A 15948-nucleotide genomic window follows, 5' to 3' on the forward strand; every position below is an offset into this window, starting at 1 on the left:
TTTTCCGGAGGTTTGCGGAAATTGAGAGTAGGTCCCATTCGGAGGGGACCACAAACAAAATCGTCTTGAACCCGATTGTCGCGGGAAGAATGCCAACCACCTCACGATACAACATAGCGCAAACATTGATGACAACCACATGTGCTCCGGGAAAGGAAGAGCTGCAGGGTCTTTGGTGGCCTTGACGCTCAAGCTGACGCTAGCCACTCCCGCAACTTCGTCCATCGCCGCTTCATCTGTCCGCCCCTCACGGCCATGGCGGCGGCCTTCTTCTGTCCCACCAGCACGACGAGACGCTTGCCTCGGGTGACCCCGGTGTAGAGCAGATTACGCGCCAGCATCGTGTAGTGCTGTGTCACGACCGGAATGATCACGGCAGGATACTCTGAGCCTTGTGACTTGTGGATCGTGGTCGCGTACGCGGGCACCAAGGTATCGAGTTCGCCGAACGGGTAGGACACCTCCCGACCGTCGAACGATGCGATCAGAGCTCCTTCCTCGTCATCGATCCTGACGACCGTGCCGAGGTCACCGTTGAACACTTCCCGGTCATAATCGTTCTGGGTTTCCATCACCCGGTCTCCGGGCGAGAAGCGCCAGCCGAACCGTTCGATCCTGGCGGGAGGGTTCGGATTGAGCACCTCCTGAAGCTGGATGTTGAGATTGCGGGCACCGAGCACGCCCCGGTTCATCGGGCAGAGCACCTGAATGTCCTTCATCGGGTCAAGACCGAATCGGCGCGGCATTCGCTCCCTGATCATCTGGATGATCTTCGGCACGCCCTGCTCGGGATCGGTGATCTCCACGAAGTAGAAGTCGCTCTCTTCTCCAGGCTCCGGGGGCTCGGGCAGCTGGCCCTTGTTGATGCGATGCGCGTTCACCACGATCCGACTTTCCGCGGCCTGCCGGAAGATCTCGGTCAGGCGGGCCACGGGAATTCGGCCTGAAGCTATGATATCGGCCAGCACCTGCCCCGAGCCGACCGATGGCAGCTGGTCCACGTCGCCGACCAACAACAAACCTGCATGCGGAGGGATCGCTTTGGTCAGCGCGTTCATCAGCGGCACGTCCACCATCGAGGTCTCATCCACCACCAGCAGATCGCAGTCGAGTGGGTTCTCCTCATTGCGCGAAAAGCCGCCGTGCTTGGGATCGATCTCCAGCAGCCGGTGAATGGTCTTCGCCTCCAGTCCAGTCTGCTCGGTCATGCGCTTAGCCGCGCGTCCTGTGGGAGCTCCCAACGCCACCCGAACACCTTTCGCGACGAGCACGCGCAGAATGGTATCGAGCAAGGTCGTCTTGCCGACACCCGGACCGCCCGTGACCACGGACAATTTCGAACCGAGCACCAGTTTCAAAGCCTCGCGCTGCGAGGCCGCCAGGGTCTTGCCCGTGCGGTTCTCCACCCACGGAATGGCCTTCTCAAGATCGATCTCAGGCCAGGGCGGTGGCCTAGACGCCCGCTCGATCAGGCGGGATGCAATGGCCTGCTCCGCCAGATACAGTCCTTTGAGAAACAAGCAGGTCTCGTCGCCGATGGCGTCCGAGACGATCTCTCCTTTCGCAAGCTCGTCAACAATCGCTGCACGGATCAGTTCTCCCCCAACGTCGAGCAGCTGCTCGGCCAAGCGGGCCAACGCCTCGACCGGCAAAGCACAGTGGCCCTCATCCATGGCGGTCTGAAGGGCAAACGAGATACCGGCCCGGATCCGCTGAGGCGCGGTCTTCTCCATTCCGAGCTTGGCGGCAATCGCATCCGCCGTCCGGAAGCCGATGCCGCGTATGTCCTTGGCCAGCCGGTAGGGATCCTCGGTCATGACCTGGATGGCCTCGTAGCCATAGGTCTTGAAGATGCGCACCGCTCGTGCGGTGCCGACCCCATGCGCGTGCAGGAACACCATGATCTCCCGCACCGCCTTCTGCTCGGCCCAGCCCGCCACGATGCGGGACGCCCGCATTGGGCCAATGCCCTGCACTTCGGTCAGACGTTCCGGTTGGGCTTCAATGATCTCGAAGGTATCGCTCCCGAACGCCGTCACGATCCGCTTCGCCATGGCTGGGCCGATTCCGCGCATCTGGCCCGAGGCAAGGTACTTCTCGATGCCCTCCACACCCGTCGGTGGGGTGGTCTTCAGAATCTCAGCCTTGAACTGAAGTCCATGTGTTCGATCGCTGATCCATACGCCACTGGCGGCGATCCATTCGCCTGCGGATACGCTGGGCGTATGTCCGACCACCGTCACAAGGTCCCGCTTGCCCCGCGCATGCACCTTCAGAACCGCAAAGCCGTTCTCGGGGTTGTGAAAGGTGACGCGCTCCACCGATCCCGCGAGGGTTTCGAGAACGGGCCTCTGATCGGCCTGTGGCGATCGGAACATCTGGTTCATGCTGTTTGCGGGGGAACTCCCGGCCTCTTCGACTCTATCGCGCGACGGCCCGGCCAATGAGGTATGGGTCCTCTGCTGCCGGTCACTCCACCCAAGCCTCACTGGTACCAGCCTCACGGCCGCCTCCGCGCAAGCTCGAAAGAAGCCGCGGAAGGTGAAAACGTGACTTGACCTTGGTGTATGTTCTATATGTGTTCTTTTCGAGATGCCGTTCAAGAGAAGCCGACGAGAATCAGGCTGGACACTAATCGGACCCCGTGCGTCCGGCCAATCGACGAAGGACATGAATTTTATTTCGTTCCCCTATCGCGGCCGCGCTACAACGGTGAGAACATTCTTCCGAAAAGGAGCAGATCATGTGGCCGGATCACCGCATTCAAGACCTCTTCCAGATCGAGCTGCCGATCATCCAGGCTCCCATGGCCGGTTCGGTCGGGGCCGAGATGGTGATCGCCGTTTCCGAGGCAGGAGGACTAGGCTCCCTGCCCTGTGCGATGCTCAATCCGGAGCAGTTGAAAACCGAGATCAGGATTATTCGCCAGAGGACCTCCCGGGCCATCAACCTCAACTTCTTCTGTCATCGCCCCCCACAGGCCGATGCGGCTCGCGAGGGGGCCTGGAAGAAGCGGCTGGAGAGCTATTACCTCGAACTCGGACTTGATCCGCAAGCGCCTGTTCCAGCAGCGGCCCGTGCCCCCTTCGACAGCGCTATGTGTGACGTTGTTCAGGAGTTCACGCCCGAAGTCGTCAGCTTCCACTTCGGACTGCCCGAGCGCGCGCTCCTGGACCGCGTAAGGGCGACCGGTGCGAAGATCATCTCGTCGGCCACGACAGCGGATGAAGCACGATGGCTGGAGGACCAAGGGTGCGACGCCATCATCGCCCAGGGCTACGAGGCCGGCGGTCATCGTGGCGTCTTCCTGACCGGAGACATCTCGACCCAAGCGGGCACTATGGCATTGGTACCGCAGGTCGTCGATGCCGTGAAGGTGCCCGTGATCGCCGCCGGTGGCATTGCGGATGCGCGAGGCATCGTTGCGGCCTTTGCCCTTGGAGCCTCGGCGGTCCAGATCGGAACGGCTTACCTGTTCTGCCCCGAAGCCAAAATCAGTTCTCTTCATCGCGACGCCCTCATGAGAGCGAAGGACAACGACACCGTTCTCACGAACGTGTTCACGGGCCGCCCCGCCCGTGGGATCGTCAACCGCGTTGTCCGAGAGGTTGGCCCCATGTCGGGCATCGCACCGGGGTTCCCCCTCGGGGCTGGAGCATTGGCTCCGTTGCGGGCCACAGCGGAAACCGCAGGATCAGGAGACTTCTCTCCCCTGTGGTCCGGACAGGCTGCGGCCTTCGGTCGAGAGATGCCTGCCGGCGATCTGACGCGGCAGCTTGGAACAGAGGCGCTTGCCTATTTGTCCAGATTGGCTCCCGCCCCTTCACCTCGGCCAGCTTGAGATTGGATCGGCATCAGGCATTGTATCCGCCGATGAACATCATTGGTCCCCATCGACGTAGAGCTTTTACCTGTTCCTTCGATGCATGGATCCGGAGCTGAGCACGTCGTGCCAATAACTTAGCGCATCGTGCGGACCCAGCGGCCGCTTGAGCGAAGAGTGGACCCGGTTTTCACGAGCGTGGCCCTTCGGGTCCACACGATGCGCTAGAAGGGAGGATCGGATTGGAGCCCAAAAGTGCAGGTCCACTTTTCACCTCGATGCTGTAGGTCATTCAGGCAAGGCCGTCGCTACACAGGGAATGGGGCGTTGGTAGCCGTGCCCGCGCCGCTGGAGCGCCCTGATCATGAACGCATGGGCTGGCACGTTCCGCCGGGCGTTGCCGATGCCATGCCCAGAAAATCGCTGCCGTGCTTGCTCTGGGATGTGCCGAGCGGGAAGCATTGAGTCGGCGATCGCGGCCCCATGTCGAGCGCCACTTCTCTCTTCAGCCCACGATATCCAGTATGGCCTGACGTCTACGCCAGGCAGCCCACCTCGGCCTGACCATGTTCATATGGCAGTCCTCAAGCTCTCGCAGACCAGTGATCTATCAAGCAAGCTCTCTTCATGTCCGGAATTGTAAGATGACAGCATAAACCTCCTCTAAGCGAATGCACTACTCATCGCGATCAGGAGCTGCTGGGAGATCTCGTCGGAGCACCAGTTTTTCCGAACTATACTTCGTGGGTATACTCCGGCCGACTGTAAACGGTTACACAAATATTTGCTTTGACAGTCCCGCAGGTCCTAGCCTGCAACCGCTGGAGCCAATTGTCGCTGCGCAGACGCTGCTTGATTGAGCGAGGAGCAACGCCATGGATATGATCGAGAGTCTCGAAATCGACCGCTGGTCAGGCCCATTCCCGGCGGAGGCGCAAAAGCGGGCTCTGGACACGCTCGAAAGCGGCAAGGTCGTGTTCTGTCCCAATCTGGCGTTCACCCTGAGCGACGAGGAAACGACATTGCTGTCGTCTGACTTCGCAAGCGGGAAGGCCAAGAATATCAGCCTCGACCCGTCCAGGGGAGAGATTCGCGGCACGGCCGAGCACAGCGAGACGGAGCGGCTGTATGGGATGTTGAGGCGCTTCTCCGAAGACACCGCGCAGCTCGTGGCGGGCCTCTTCCCAGGGTACGGACGAGGGAGCGAGCAGGCGCGGACGAGCTATCGCCCGGTCGAGATCGTGGGCCGCCAGACATCGCCCCGCAAGGACGACAAACTTCTGCATGTGGACGCTTTCCCGTCACGTCCAACACGCGGCCGCCGCATCCTGCGGGTCTTCTCGAACATCAACCCGGCCGGGAAAGCACGCGTCTGGCACGTGGGCGAACCCTTTGAGGATTTTGCCCGCAAGTATGTTTCCGCGGTGCGTCGCCCCTATCCGTTGGAGCTGTCGTTGCTGGCAGCTCTCGGGATCACAAAAGGCAAGCGGAGCGCCTATGACCAAATCATGCTGGGATTGCATGACAAAGGCAAACTCGACGCCCGCTATCAGAAGGAAGCGCCGCAGATCGAATTCGCGTTTCCACCCGGCACCACATGGCTCTGCTATACGGATCAGGTGCTCCATGCCGCCGTCGCTGGTCAGTTCGCACTGGAACAGACGTTCCACATTGATATTGCCGCTATGGGGAACGCGGAGCGAGCACCGCTCAAAGTGCTCGAGAAGATCATGGGACAGTCTTTGGTCTAGAGCATCGAACGCATAAGCGAGAACCGGTTTTGCGCGAAATGATGCTCAAGAACGTAGATTGACAGCATCGCACGTGGGTTCGATTTCACACCCGATGCTGTAGATCATTTTTCGGTGAAGTGGCTCGGTTCCCCGTCCAAGATGCGACCGGGCCAAAGAACAGAGACGATTCCACGCAAGGGGAAACAGCTCTAGCGCTGCGCAAGACAGCCGGAGCAATCAGAGTTCGGTATTCAGGACTGGAGAGACGACTGTTGGTATCGCCATCAAATCCTGATCCCCTGAACGTTCCGATCATTCGCCGCAGCATCCTTGCTGCATCGACAAGGCCTGAGCACGCGTGCTGACTCGATTCCTGAGACCTGAGGTTCGCCGGGCACGCCGGATGGCACGGATCGCCCGCTGGAGCGAACCGATTGCCGGGCCAGTGAGCCGGTTCAGGGCGTGGACCAACATGCTCATCGTCGACCACGGAATATTTCGCCTTGCCTACCTCAACCGGCACCAAGTGTCGGAGCATCTCTGGCGGTCGGCGCAGCCCATGCCACATCAGATCGCCTGGTTTGCGGCCCGAGGCGTGCGCACCATCGTCAATCTTCGCGGCGGGCGCGAGTACGGATCCTGGCCGCTGGAACAGGAAGCCTGCGAGCGGTATGGGATCTCCCTTGTCGAGTTCATCCTGCGCTCGCGCGAGCCTCCTGACCGCGATACTCTCCTGAGCGCGGAAAAGCTTTTTCGCGATCTGCAATATCCAATTCTCGTGCACTGCAAGTCGGGGGCTGACCGAGCGGGGCTGTTTGCTGCCCTTTACCTTCTAGGGCGCGAGGGCTGCAGTGCCGGCGCGGCTATGAGACAGCTCGCGTTGCGCTATGGCCACTTCCGTTATGCCAAGACGGGCATTCTCGATGCTTTTCTGGAGCTTTATCGGACGGAAGGCGAGGCCAGAGGACTTTCCTTTTTCGAATGGGTCGAACGGATCTATGATCCGCAAGCCCTTCAGCACACCTTCAAGGCCGGCTTCTGGTCGAATGCGATTGTCAAGGAGGTCCTGAGTCGTGAATAGCCGCTCTCGAACCCGCGCCGCCTCCGGTCGCAGAATCGTCGGCGGCGACCGTGAGCGACCTGGACCTTTGGCGGTTCGTACAATCAGGGGCCTCATTCGAGGATGCATGCCCAGCCCTTGGAAAGAATGCGAGGAGATTGCCAGGATTGATGAGGAGATTGCCGCAGGGCAACAGCGCGTGGCCGAGCGGATCCATCTCATTCAATGGCTGACGGGGAACGGTGGTGACACCGCCGAAATCAGGAAGCTGCTTCAGGATGACGAGCAGGCCCTCAGGCGTTGGCGCGAGCATCGACTGAATCTCCTGGAAGATGTCGCACGCCACGAAGAGCCTGAACTGTGAAGCTTCTCGTGCGTCGACGGAATAATTTCGGGACTGCTGCGGTCAAAATTGCCCGGGCGTCTCATGCGGGGCCGTATCGCTTGGATGCCCTGAAGTCCGCTCCTCCGCAAATCTCCGCTCGGGCCAGGCGAGCAAACCAATGCCCCCTTTCCAGAAATGTCGAGGGAGACGCCCGATCGAAGGGCCGGAAGCGGAACCGTGCCTACAGCATCGTTCCCAAAAGCGGACTTGCACTTTTGGGAACGATCCGATGCTCCCTTCTGATACGAGCGCATCGTTCTTGCGAGAAACCGGGTCCACTTTTCCGAACGATGCGCTAACATGCGTCGTTTTACTGCTGCGGAGTTTCTGGGAGACGAACGATGGGCAAAGGAAGCGAGAAACACCGCAGCAACGTGAAGCGGAACAAGCTGCGCGAGAAGGCTAAGAGGCTGATCGGCGAGGGCAAGAAGGTGACAGGGCGGCTTCTGAGATACGATCATCGGGGTAAATCGGCCTGACCGACACGCGGGAGCGGTTCCCGGAAGCGCATTTCCGCTGCGAGCGTGGGTCAGATCCTCAACCGTTCGCCAGATTTCTGCGTTGATAAGGCATGCAATTCGTCTGCGACGCCCCTGGGCAAACAAGCTGGTTCCGGATCGAGACCGAGGGTGAAGCGATCCTCGAGTCGCAGATCATGGGCCACGCGGTCGAGAAGCATTTTCGCCAAGCCTGGGATGCGGCAACGGCGACCTACCGCTCGACTGCGAGTCCCTTCATCGAGCAGAACATCGGCCTCAAGTCCTATGTGCAACGGACCATGCCGGTCTTTCTCACCTTGCGGGACGCGGAGGGCAATGGCCTGGCAACAGCCATGCTTCCGCCAAGCGGACGCAACGACCCCTCCTTCAAGATCATTATAGTCGGCCCTCAGAACCGGGATCCCTACCCGGATCATGGCGCTGCCATTCGCAAATTGGGGGAGCACTTCGGTCTCGCCCTCGATCATAACCGGTGCTATCCCTACTCGCTCACCAGACCCTCTTGAACAGCCCTCATAGGGAAGCCTGAGCACGAGAAGCAAACCTGCCCGCCATCGTGTCGAAACGCCAGAAGGCATTTGCATAGGACCGCCTCATGAAGAAGATCGGCTTTCTCTCGTTCGGGCACTGGTCACCCTCACCGCAATCCCAGACGCGGTCGGCCCGTGATGCTCTTCTTCAGTCGATCGACCTTGCCGTAGCGGCCGAGGAGCTCGGCGCGGACGGCGCCTATTTCCGCGTTCATCACTTCGCGCGGCAGCTCGCCTCCCCTTTTCCGCTGCTGGCGGCAATCGGCGCGAAGACGAGCCGTATCGAGATCGGCACCGCGGTCATCGACATGCGCTACGAGAATCCTCTTTACATGGCCGAGGATGCGGGCGCGGCCGATCTGATCAGCGGCGGGCGTCTCCAGCTCGGCATCAGCCGCGGTTCGCCCGAGCAGGTGATCGATGGCTGGCGCTATTTCGGCTATGGGCCCGAAGAGGGCCAGAGCGACGCGGACATGGCCCGGCACCACACGGAAGTGTTTCTGAACGTCCTCCAGGGCGAGGGCTTTGCCGAGCCGAACCCACGCCCGATGTTTCCCAATCCGCCCGGCCTGCTTCGCCCTGAACCGCACTCGGAGGGCCTGCGCGAGCGCATCTGGTGGGGGTCCGCCTCCAACTCGACAGCCGTGTGGGCCGCGCAGCAGGGCATGAACCTCCAAAGTTCGACCCTGAAGGAGGACGAGACGGGCGAGCCCTTCCACGTCCAGCAGGCCAAGCAGATCCGCCGCTACAGGGCCGCATGGAAGGAAGCGGGACATGACCACGAGCCCCGCGTCTCGGTTTCACGCTCGATCTTCGCGCTCGTGAACGATCTCGACCGCGCCTATTTCGGACACGGCAAGGACAGCGATCAGGTCGGCATCATCGACAACATGCGCGCGATCTTCGGCCGCTCCTACGCCGCGGAGCCGGATAGGCTCATCGATGAACTCAGGGCGGACGAGGCGATCGCAGAGGCCGACACGCTGCTTCTGACCGTTCCGAACCAACTCGGCGTCGAGTACAATGCCCATGTGATCGAGGCCATCCTGAAGCATGTCGCTCCGGAGCTGGGCTGGCGATAACGTTGGTTCTGATCCAAAGCACGGCAAGCCGACCGGCAAGGGACGAGATCGACCGCTTCGACCCTGTGTGCCGGACAACCGGAGAAGGCCGATATCCCGAAAGGCGGGCGCGGTCTGGGCGCCGGACACCGGCTCGTCGACTGATCCGATCGGCCCCGCGACAGGAGCGGACTTGAAGCGGGCTTCACCTCTTGGATCACATCCGCTGCGCGACGAAGAACCGGCGTGGGAAGCGCAAGAGAACCTTGCCGTCCGCTTGCGCCGGATAGGCTTTGGCGATTTCCTCCATGTAGTGACGGAGGTACTCGACCCGTTCTTCCGGTGCGAGCAAGTCGAGATAGGGCTTCAGTCCGGTGCTCTTGAACCATTCGATGATGGCTCCAGCGCCTTCCAGCGGATGAACGTAGGTGGTCTGCCAAAGATCGATGGCGCAGCCGGCCTGCTGCAACCACGCGTAACAGTCCTCGAACGAACCGATCTTCTCCCTGGCCGCAGAGGCGGAGGTCAGCCTGGACGCCCAAGGCCCCTCATGGGCGACCTTCTCCATGAGCCGATGTGACGGCTCATCCAGGTTGTCGGGCATCTGCACGGCAAGGCAGCCTCCCTGCTTCAGGAAGGAAACAAGGCGGGCCAGGAGGCCCGGATGGTCAGGAACCCATTGCAGAACAGCATTGGCAAAGATCAGGTCGAAGCGCTCCTCCGGTTGCCATGTCGCAATATCGGCTTCCACAAAGGTCAGGCCGGGCAGGCGCTCTCGCGCCTTCGACAGCATGGCGGGCGAGCTGTCCAGGCCGATCACCCGCGCATTCTGGAAGCGCTCGACCAGCAGCTCGGTGCTGTTTCCCGGGCCGCAGCCGATATCCGCACAGGATTGTGGATCCGACAGCGGCACCCGCCGGAGCAGATCAACCGAGGGGCGAGTGCGCTCATCCTCGAATTTGAGATATTGCCCTGCATTCCAGTCTGCCATCGCGGGCTCCTCCGCAGTGTCGTTTCGTCGTGACGCTCATGGGCTCGAGGAATTTAGGATCGAACCCTGAACGATATTCGGCCCGTTTCGCTCAGGAGCACGATCCGGCAGGCGCAACCGTCGCCGTCGCCATGCCGTGAGCATCGAAGATCCTGCGAACGGTGCCGTCGCTCTTCAGGTCCTCGATAATGCCGCTGAAGACCTTCAAGGCTTCGGTGTGCCCCTTCGGCACGGCCACCGCCGTGCCGGCGGCATGGAAGTGCCCCTCCAGCATTCTTGCGCCTGGGAATTGCGGGAGCAGGCTCTGGAGCGACTCCTTCCCGAGGGCCAGCGCGTCGATCTCACCATCGCGGAATTTCTCCAGGGCCTCATCGAGGCCTGAAAGCCCGATCACGGTCGTCCTCGTGAGAGATTTACGAGCGCTCCGGATCGTGGCGGTGTTCTCGACGCCGTAGACGCGAATGCCTTCACGATCGGCTTCCGCAAGGCTGTCGATCGCGGATCCGGCCGGGACCATGTAGGTGCTCTCTCCCAGGAAGTAGTTGGGACCAAAGTCGACGGCCTTCTTTCTCTCGGCGTCAACAGGCGTGAAGGAAACGTCCCACGTGCCTGATGATGCCGTTTCAATGATGGCGCCCGAACTGGCACACTCAACCAGGGTCAGGGGAACCCCGATGCGTCGAGCCATGAGCTTCGCGAGATCCACGGTAGGGCCGCGTGGCTCGCCTGTTTGGGCATCCCGCGTCGTCCAGACTGCGGAAACTGCACTGCCCACCGCGACAGCCACCCGCAGGGTCCCTACTGGGGCCAACAAATCGCGCGTCGTTTGATCGATGTTTGACATTACACCACTCTTCGAATTCAGGACCTGCCGAACAATTCAGGACCTGCCGAACACTTGGCGAAGCTCCTCGACCTGACCGGATGTGAGCATCCGGCACGGGAGCGACCGTAGCGCCAGCAGCAGCTTCGCCGTTTCTTCCAATTCCTCGGAGGCAAAAACGGCCGAGGCCAAGTCCTTGCCGGTCACGATGGGCCCATGGTTTGCAAGAAGCACGGCCGCATACCCGCCCGCAAGATCCCGGATGAGATCTCCGGACGCAGGATCTCCCGGCCGCATATAAGGCACGAGCTTCACCTGCCCCACCCGCATGACAACATAGGGCGTGAGAGGCGGGATGCAGTCATCCTCATCAAGGTCCTGCAGACAGGAGAGCGCGGTCGCGTAGGTCGAATGCAGGTGAACGACCGCGCCGGTTCCAGGCCGCGTTTCGTAAAATGCGCGGTGCAGGAGCACCTCCTTCGACGGGGCGTCCCCGGAAACGTGGCGCCAGCCCCGATCGACCTTGGAGATGCGCTCCGGATCGAGAAAACCGAGGCCGGAGTTGGTCGGTGTGATCGGCCATGTGACTCGGCCGCCCTTCCCATAGTCCCTCGAAACATCAGACGCGCACGCGACAGAGAGTTCCATGTCGGACCAGCTATCGCTTTGCCGACATGCCCGCGAACGGTGTGGAGGTCGACCGATTGGTTCCGTCTGGATGATCACAGGCTGTGCAGTCATCAGGACTCCCGGAAGCGACGGGTAAGACCCGCTCCGTCGCCTGTAACCGATTGTCCTTTGCCTGAAGGTCGCCTTGCGCGCGGTGAGCCGCTTGCTTTGATGCAACACGACCGGCTCTTGAAGACATCAGTCCTCTGCTTGAATGCCACGGTATCGCACGGCGTTGCTCCACACCTGCTCGAAACGCCTGAGCGTGCGGAAGGTTACTTCGAGATCCCGGACCTCGTCCTCGTCCCGCGTTACGAGTTTATGATAGGTCCGGTCCATCTGCCGGATCCTGTCGCAAAGCTGGCGGCCCTTTTCGGATAGACGGATACGCGCGGAGCGTCGGTCCCTCTCCGAAGCGGTACGAATGACGTATGCCGTTTCGACAAGGCGCTTGAGGCTGTAGGAGGCATTCGATCCCAGATAGTACCCGCGCTCGATCAGATCGCGCACCGACAGCTCGCTCCGACCGATCGTGAAAAGCATCATGACCTGGGAGGGGCTGAGCTCGTCGATTCCCGCCTGGAGCAGATCCGCCCGGATGAGATCAAGCGAGCGGCGATGCAGTCGCTCGATGACCCGCACAATTTCGATGTGCGTGATTCCGACTGGCTCCGGGCCCGGCCGATCGGCATCGTCCCGGAGCATCTGAAATGCGCTTTCCTCATCCTGGCACTCGTCTTGTGAGGCATTCATCTCAATCACTGCTTCTTTCCATACTGCTTTTCATGGCAGATAATATGCGCTTTATTGCATAATATTCCCACGATTTCAGCGAATAATTTAGTTTGAAATTCGAATTAAAGTGCAAACATTTACGAATCACATGCCACACTTCAGCATAAAATCGCCAACTTTCTAAAGCTTTATTGATGTTCTTCCTTAAACAACCTCAGTTTTATTATGACGATCAGACTTTATGGGTAGACGCTATACCAAAATCGAGCGATAACTCCCTTCCAATAACTTTGGGGCAAAATTTGGGTATGTCTACGAAAAGCCACCTTTGGAGACTGTCCGCATGAAGAAGACGGCGAACCTCGAAGCCGCCGAACTCATTCACCAGGGGCGCAAAGCGTTTGTCACAGGTTTAGCCTATGCCGCAGCTCTCAGCGCGGTCATCAATGTCCTTCAGCTGACTGTTCCGCTCTTCATGCTGCAAGTGCATGACCGTGTTGTGAACAGTCAGAGCACCGACACGCTGATCATGCTGATCATCGTCGCGACGATCGGGCTGGCGCTCTTTTGCATCCTCGACTACGTGCGGGCGCTCACCTACCAGGTGATGGCCAGCAAGCTGGTTCGGAAACTGAACCTTCCTGTCCTTCAGGCGGCGGTATCGGCCTCGGTCGCGCATGGCGTCTCGCAATCGGGCCAGGCCATTCGCGAGCTCAACGACATCCGCGCATTCGTGGTCGGAAACGCCATCAGCGTTCCGCTCGAGGCTCTTTGGTCACCCATCTTCCTGGCCGTTCTCTTCGCGCTCCACTGGCTCTACGGCCTCGTGGCTCTGGTGTCCGCGATCATCATCCTGTCTCTGAGCCTGCTCTCGGACTTCCTGACGCGACGCGCCACGAAGCGGGCCAACGAAGCAGCCGTCCGCAACATTTCCGAAATCAGCGGCAGCCTTCGTCATGCGGAGGCCATCGAAGCGATGGGCATGCTGCCGGCCCTTGCCCGCAGATGGCGCAAGAACCAGCTTCAGACGCAGGACCTGCTCGACGTCACCACGCGCCGCAGCCGCGCTCTCTCATCCGTCACGCGCACCTGCCGGTACCTGATGCAGATCGCGGTTCTGTCGACCGGCGCGGTCCTGGTGATCAATCAGGAAGTCAGCGCCGGATCGATGGTGGCCTCGAGCATCATCATGGGGCGCATGCTCATGCCATTCGATTCCATGGTCGACGGCTGGCGCCAATGGGTCCTTGCCATGACCGCATGGAAGAATGTGCAGGATCTTCTCGAAAACCAGGCCCCGAAGCGCGAAACCACGCCGACTCCCCGCACCCAAGGAGAGTTGACGATCGATCGTGTCGTCTATGCTCCGCCCGGCTCCGACGTGCCGGTGCTCAAGGGCCTGACCTTCGCGCTGTCTCCCGGCGAAGTGCTCGGCATCGCCGGTCCGTCGGGCGCAGGCAAGTCCACCCTCGCCCGCCTCCTCATCGGCGTGACGAAGCCGACGACGGGCGGCGTCTATCTCGACGGCAATAACGTGTTTCTGTGGGAACGGGATTCGTTCGGCAACATGGTCGGCTACCTGCCTCAGAGCGTCTCGCTGCTCGACGGTACGATCCGAAGCAACATCGCCCGCATGCGGGACGCCGATCCCCGGCTCGTTCTGGAAGCGTCCCGTCTCGCCGACGTTCACGACATCATCGGACGCCTGCCCCTCGGATATGACACCCATATCGGTGACGGCGGCTATGTCCTTTCGGGCGGACAGCGGCAGCGGATCGGGCTGGCTCGGGCGCTTTATGGAAGACCCCGTCTGATCGTTCTCGACGAGCCGAACTCCAACCTGGATACGGATGGTGAGCGAGCCCTGATCCGCGCCATCGAGGCCATGCGGACAGACGGAGCGATCGTCATCCTGATCGCCCATCGCCCTTCCGTCATGCAGGTCGCCGACAAGATCATGGTCCTGCAGGAAGGCAAGATTACCCAGTTCGGGCCCCGCAATGCGATCGCCGGCATCATCACGCCCGGGGAGAAGCCCGCGCAGGCCGTGACTGCCCTCAGGGGAAATACATGACGAAAGCGGTCGATATCATCAGGAATCCGGTAGCTCTTGCCGAACCGAACGTGTCCGTCGAAATGAAGCCGTGGACGGAGGTATTCCGTGAGGAGGAACCGCGCGAACCGTCCTATCGGATACCGGTGGTCGCCGGTCTCGCCACGATCTTCCTCGGCATCGGCGGCCTGCTGACCTGGGGCTTTGCGGCCCATCTCGACAGCGCCGCGGTCGCCAATGCGACCGTTGTGGTGGATTCCAAACGGAAGACGATCAGCCATCTGGAAGGCGGCATCCTGAAGGCGCTGATCGCCCACGAGGGGCAGGTCGTGAAGGGCGGCGAAGCTCTGCTCCGGCTGGACGACACCCGTGCCAAGGCCGAGCTCGAACAGCTGCGTTCCAAGCGGATCGGCTTGGAGGCGCGTCTCGTTCGCCTCCGTGCCGAGCAATCGGGCGCCGAGGATCTGACCTTCTCGGAGGATCTGCAGGCATCCGGTGGACCGACGGCTGCGGACATTCTCGCCGCCGAGCGCCGGTTCTTCATCGCCAGACGCGAGATGTTCAACCGCAAGGTGGATATCCAGCGCAAGACGATCGCGCAGCAGGTTGCGGAACTTGAGGCCGTGAAGGCGCAAACCGATGCCAATGCGCGGCAGTCCGAACTGCTCGATCGCGAGCTCAAGGCCATCGCGAGCCTGGTCGAGAAAGGCTATGCGCCGCGGCCCCGCCTGACCGAGATGCAGACCCGCGAGAGCCAACTGGTCGGACAGGCCGGAGAACTTGCTTCGCGCAAAGCAAAGGCGGAGCAAGCCAAGGCGCAGGCGGACCTCGAGATCCTGTCCCTGGGCAACGATTTCCAGCAGCAGGTTGCCGCCGACGTTCAGACCGCTCAGCTCGATCTCGCCGACACGATGGAGCGGATGACCGCCGCAAGCGACGTGCTGCGCCGGATCGAGGTGGTCTCACCCGAGAACGGCATCGTGACGAATATCCGTTTCCATACCCCTGGAAGCGTGATTACGGCGGGACAACCGATTCTCGATATCGTGCCCGAGAACGAACCGCTCATCGTCGAGGCGAAGGTAAGCGTGCGCGATATCGATTCCGTTCATGTCGGAGCCCCGGTTCAAATCCGTTTGACCGCCTACAACAATCGCAGCACGGCGCCGCTGGCCGGCAAGCTGACCTATCTGTCAGCCGACCAGCAGATGGACGATCGCACGAACTATCCCTACTACGTCGCCCGCGCGGAGATTTTGCCGGAAAGCTTCAAGGCCAATCCGACGACCTCTCTGTATCCGGGAATGCCTGCCGAGATTCTCATCATCAACCGGCCGCGCCGGGCCATCGAGTATCTGCTCGAACCCATCACCGACAGTTTCAATCGCGCGTTCCGGGAAGAATAGAAGGCGCCCGACAGAGCCATACCGCGCTTGCCATCCATCCGTGACGGCGAGCGCGGCCTTGCCGGTCATTCGAATGAATTCCTGATTTCAGCACCGGGACAGCCATGTCAGGGCCATACCGATAAAAAATAGTTCGAAATTAGAAATATTACCTGACTTTTATACTGATGATTTTCAAT

14 protein-coding genes are annotated in these 15948 nt (G+C 60.8%); 9 read left to right on the forward strand and 5 right to left on the reverse strand.

Annotation, left to right across the window (positions count from 1 at the left end; all coding sequences use genetic code 11):
• Positions 1 to 188 precede the first annotated feature (188 nt).
• Positions 189 to 2387 (reverse strand): ATP-dependent RecD-like DNA helicase, encoded by a 2199-nt coding sequence (locus AB8841_RS08770; protein WP_370435382.1) that lies wholly within the window; start codon positions 2385 to 2387, stop codon positions 189 to 191.
• Between the two features lie 356 nt (positions 2388 to 2743).
• Here AB8841_RS08770 and AB8841_RS08775 point away from each other — a divergent pair, with 356 nt between their 5' ends.
• The 7 genes from AB8841_RS08775 (at position 2744) to AB8841_RS08805 (ending at position 9113) form a co-directional block, all read left to right on the forward strand.
• Positions 2744 to 3841 carry an NAD(P)H-dependent flavin oxidoreductase gene (locus AB8841_RS08775; RefSeq protein ID WP_370435383.1) on the forward strand — a complete coding sequence of 366 codons (1098 nt, stop codon included), beginning with the start codon at positions 2744 to 2746 and terminating at the stop codon, positions 3839 to 3841.
• 857 nt (positions 3842 to 4698) lie between these two features.
• Positions 4699 to 5574 (forward strand): Kdo hydroxylase family protein, encoded by an 876-nt coding sequence (locus tag AB8841_RS08780; protein ID WP_370435384.1) that lies wholly within the window; start codon positions 4699 to 4701, stop codon positions 5572 to 5574.
• Positions 5575 to 5914: 340 nt separating this feature from the next.
• Positions 5915 to 6637: a beta-lactamase hydrolase domain-containing protein gene (locus tag AB8841_RS08785; RefSeq protein ID WP_370435385.1), complete on the forward strand. Its 723-nt coding sequence runs from the start codon at positions 5915 to 5917 to the stop codon at positions 6635 to 6637.
• Positions 6638 to 6743: 106 nt separating this feature from the next.
• Positions 6744 to 6980, forward strand: a complete 237-nt coding sequence (locus tag AB8841_RS08790) for a hypothetical protein (RefSeq protein WP_370435386.1) — start codon at positions 6744 to 6746, stop codon at positions 6978 to 6980.
• A gap of 362 nt (positions 6981 to 7342) precedes the next feature.
• Positions 7343 to 7480 carry a hypothetical protein gene (locus AB8841_RS08795; protein WP_370435387.1) on the forward strand — a complete coding sequence of 46 codons (138 nt, stop codon included), beginning with the start codon at positions 7343 to 7345 and terminating at the stop codon, positions 7478 to 7480.
• A 92-nt stretch (positions 7481 to 7572) separates the two neighbouring features.
• A complete protein-coding gene (locus tag AB8841_RS08800) occupies positions 7573 to 8007 on the forward strand; it encodes a hypothetical protein (RefSeq protein ID WP_370435388.1) in 435 nt (144 codons plus the stop codon).
• Positions 8008 to 8096: 89 nt separating this feature from the next.
• Positions 8097 to 9113: an LLM class flavin-dependent oxidoreductase gene (locus AB8841_RS08805; RefSeq protein ID WP_370435389.1), complete on the forward strand. Its 1017-nt coding sequence runs from the start codon at positions 8097 to 8099 to the stop codon at positions 9111 to 9113.
• A gap of 196 nt (positions 9114 to 9309) precedes the next feature.
• On the opposite strand, the gene tam is transcribed toward AB8841_RS08805, so the two are convergent.
• The 4 genes from tam to AB8841_RS08825 all read right to left on the reverse strand — a co-directional run bounded on the left by tam (position 9310) and on the right by AB8841_RS08825 (position 12328).
• Positions 9310 to 10083: a trans-aconitate 2-methyltransferase gene (tam, locus tag AB8841_RS08810; protein ID WP_370435390.1), complete on the reverse strand. Its 774-nt coding sequence runs from the start codon at positions 10081 to 10083 to the stop codon at positions 9310 to 9312.
• A gap of 91 nt (positions 10084 to 10174) precedes the next feature.
• A complete protein-coding gene (locus AB8841_RS08815) occupies positions 10175 to 10927 on the reverse strand; it encodes a transporter substrate-binding domain-containing protein (RefSeq protein WP_370435391.1) in 753 nt (250 codons plus the stop codon).
• A gap of 36 nt (positions 10928 to 10963) precedes the next feature.
• On the reverse strand, positions 10964 to 11647 hold the full coding sequence (gene otnC / locus AB8841_RS08820; RefSeq protein ID WP_370435392.1) for a 3-oxo-tetronate 4-phosphate decarboxylase: 684 nt from the start codon (positions 11645 to 11647) through the stop codon (positions 10964 to 10966).
• A gap of 126 nt (positions 11648 to 11773) precedes the next feature.
• Positions 11774 to 12328: a MarR family transcriptional regulator gene (locus AB8841_RS08825; RefSeq protein ID WP_370435393.1), complete on the reverse strand. Its 555-nt coding sequence runs from the start codon at positions 12326 to 12328 to the stop codon at positions 11774 to 11776.
• Positions 12329 to 12653: 325 nt separating this feature from the next.
• Here AB8841_RS08825 and AB8841_RS08830 point away from each other — a divergent pair, with 325 nt between their 5' ends.
• Both AB8841_RS08830 and AB8841_RS08835 read left to right on the forward strand, forming a co-directional pair.
• Entirely contained in the window at positions 12654 to 14384 is a 1731-nt protein-coding gene (locus tag AB8841_RS08830; RefSeq protein WP_370435394.1) for a type I secretion system permease/ATPase, read from the forward strand.
• Entirely contained in the window at positions 14381 to 15769 is a 1389-nt protein-coding gene (locus tag AB8841_RS08835) for an HlyD family type I secretion periplasmic adaptor subunit (protein WP_370435395.1), read from the forward strand. The genes AB8841_RS08830 and AB8841_RS08835 overlap by 4 nt, the downstream gene beginning before the upstream one ends.
• The last annotated feature ends 179 nt before the right edge of the window (positions 15770 to 15948 follow it).

Source organism: Microvirga sp. TS319 (assembly GCF_041276405.1).
GTDB lineage: Bacteria > Pseudomonadota > Alphaproteobacteria > Rhizobiales > Beijerinckiaceae > Microvirga.

What these genes read in the sequence shown, in the direction of transcription:
- AB8841_RS08825 (WP_370435393.1), bottom strand. Translation starts at nt 12,328, where the DNA reads ATGAATGCCTCACAAGACGAGTGCCAGGATGAGGAAAGCGCATTTCAG.
- AB8841_RS08805 (WP_370435389.1), top strand. Translation starts at nt 8,097, where the DNA reads ATGAAGAAGATCGGCTTTCTCTCGTTCGGGCACTGGTCACCCTCACCG.
- AB8841_RS08800 (WP_370435388.1), top strand. Translation starts at nt 7,573, where the DNA reads ATGCAATTCGTCTGCGACGCCCCTGGGCAAACAAGCTGGTTCCGGATC.
- otnC (WP_370435392.1), bottom strand. Translation starts at nt 11,647, where the DNA reads ATGACTGCACAGCCTGTGATCATCCAGACGGAACCAATCGGTCGACCT.
- AB8841_RS08835 (WP_370435395.1), top strand. Translation starts at nt 14,381, where the DNA reads ATGACGAAAGCGGTCGATATCATCAGGAATCCGGTAGCTCTTGCCGAA.
- AB8841_RS08790 (WP_370435386.1), top strand. Translation starts at nt 6,744, where the DNA reads ATGCCCAGCCCTTGGAAAGAATGCGAGGAGATTGCCAGGATTGATGAG.
- tam (WP_370435390.1), bottom strand. Translation starts at nt 10,083, where the DNA reads ATGGCAGACTGGAATGCAGGGCAATATCTCAAATTCGAGGATGAGCGC.
- AB8841_RS08780 (WP_370435384.1), top strand. Translation starts at nt 4,699, where the DNA reads ATGGATATGATCGAGAGTCTCGAAATCGACCGCTGGTCAGGCCCATTC.
- AB8841_RS08775 (WP_370435383.1), top strand. Translation starts at nt 2,744, where the DNA reads ATGTGGCCGGATCACCGCATTCAAGACCTCTTCCAGATCGAGCTGCCG.
- AB8841_RS08830 (WP_370435394.1), top strand. Translation starts at nt 12,654, where the DNA reads ATGAAGAAGACGGCGAACCTCGAAGCCGCCGAACTCATTCACCAGGGG.
- AB8841_RS08795 (WP_370435387.1), top strand. Translation starts at nt 7,343, where the DNA reads ATGGGCAAAGGAAGCGAGAAACACCGCAGCAACGTGAAGCGGAACAAG.
- AB8841_RS08815 (WP_370435391.1), bottom strand. Translation starts at nt 10,927, where the DNA reads ATGTCAAACATCGATCAAACGACGCGCGATTTGTTGGCCCCAGTAGGG.
- AB8841_RS08770 (WP_370435382.1), bottom strand. Translation starts at nt 2,387, where the DNA reads ATGAACCAGATGTTCCGATCGCCACAGGCCGATCAGAGGCCCGTTCTC.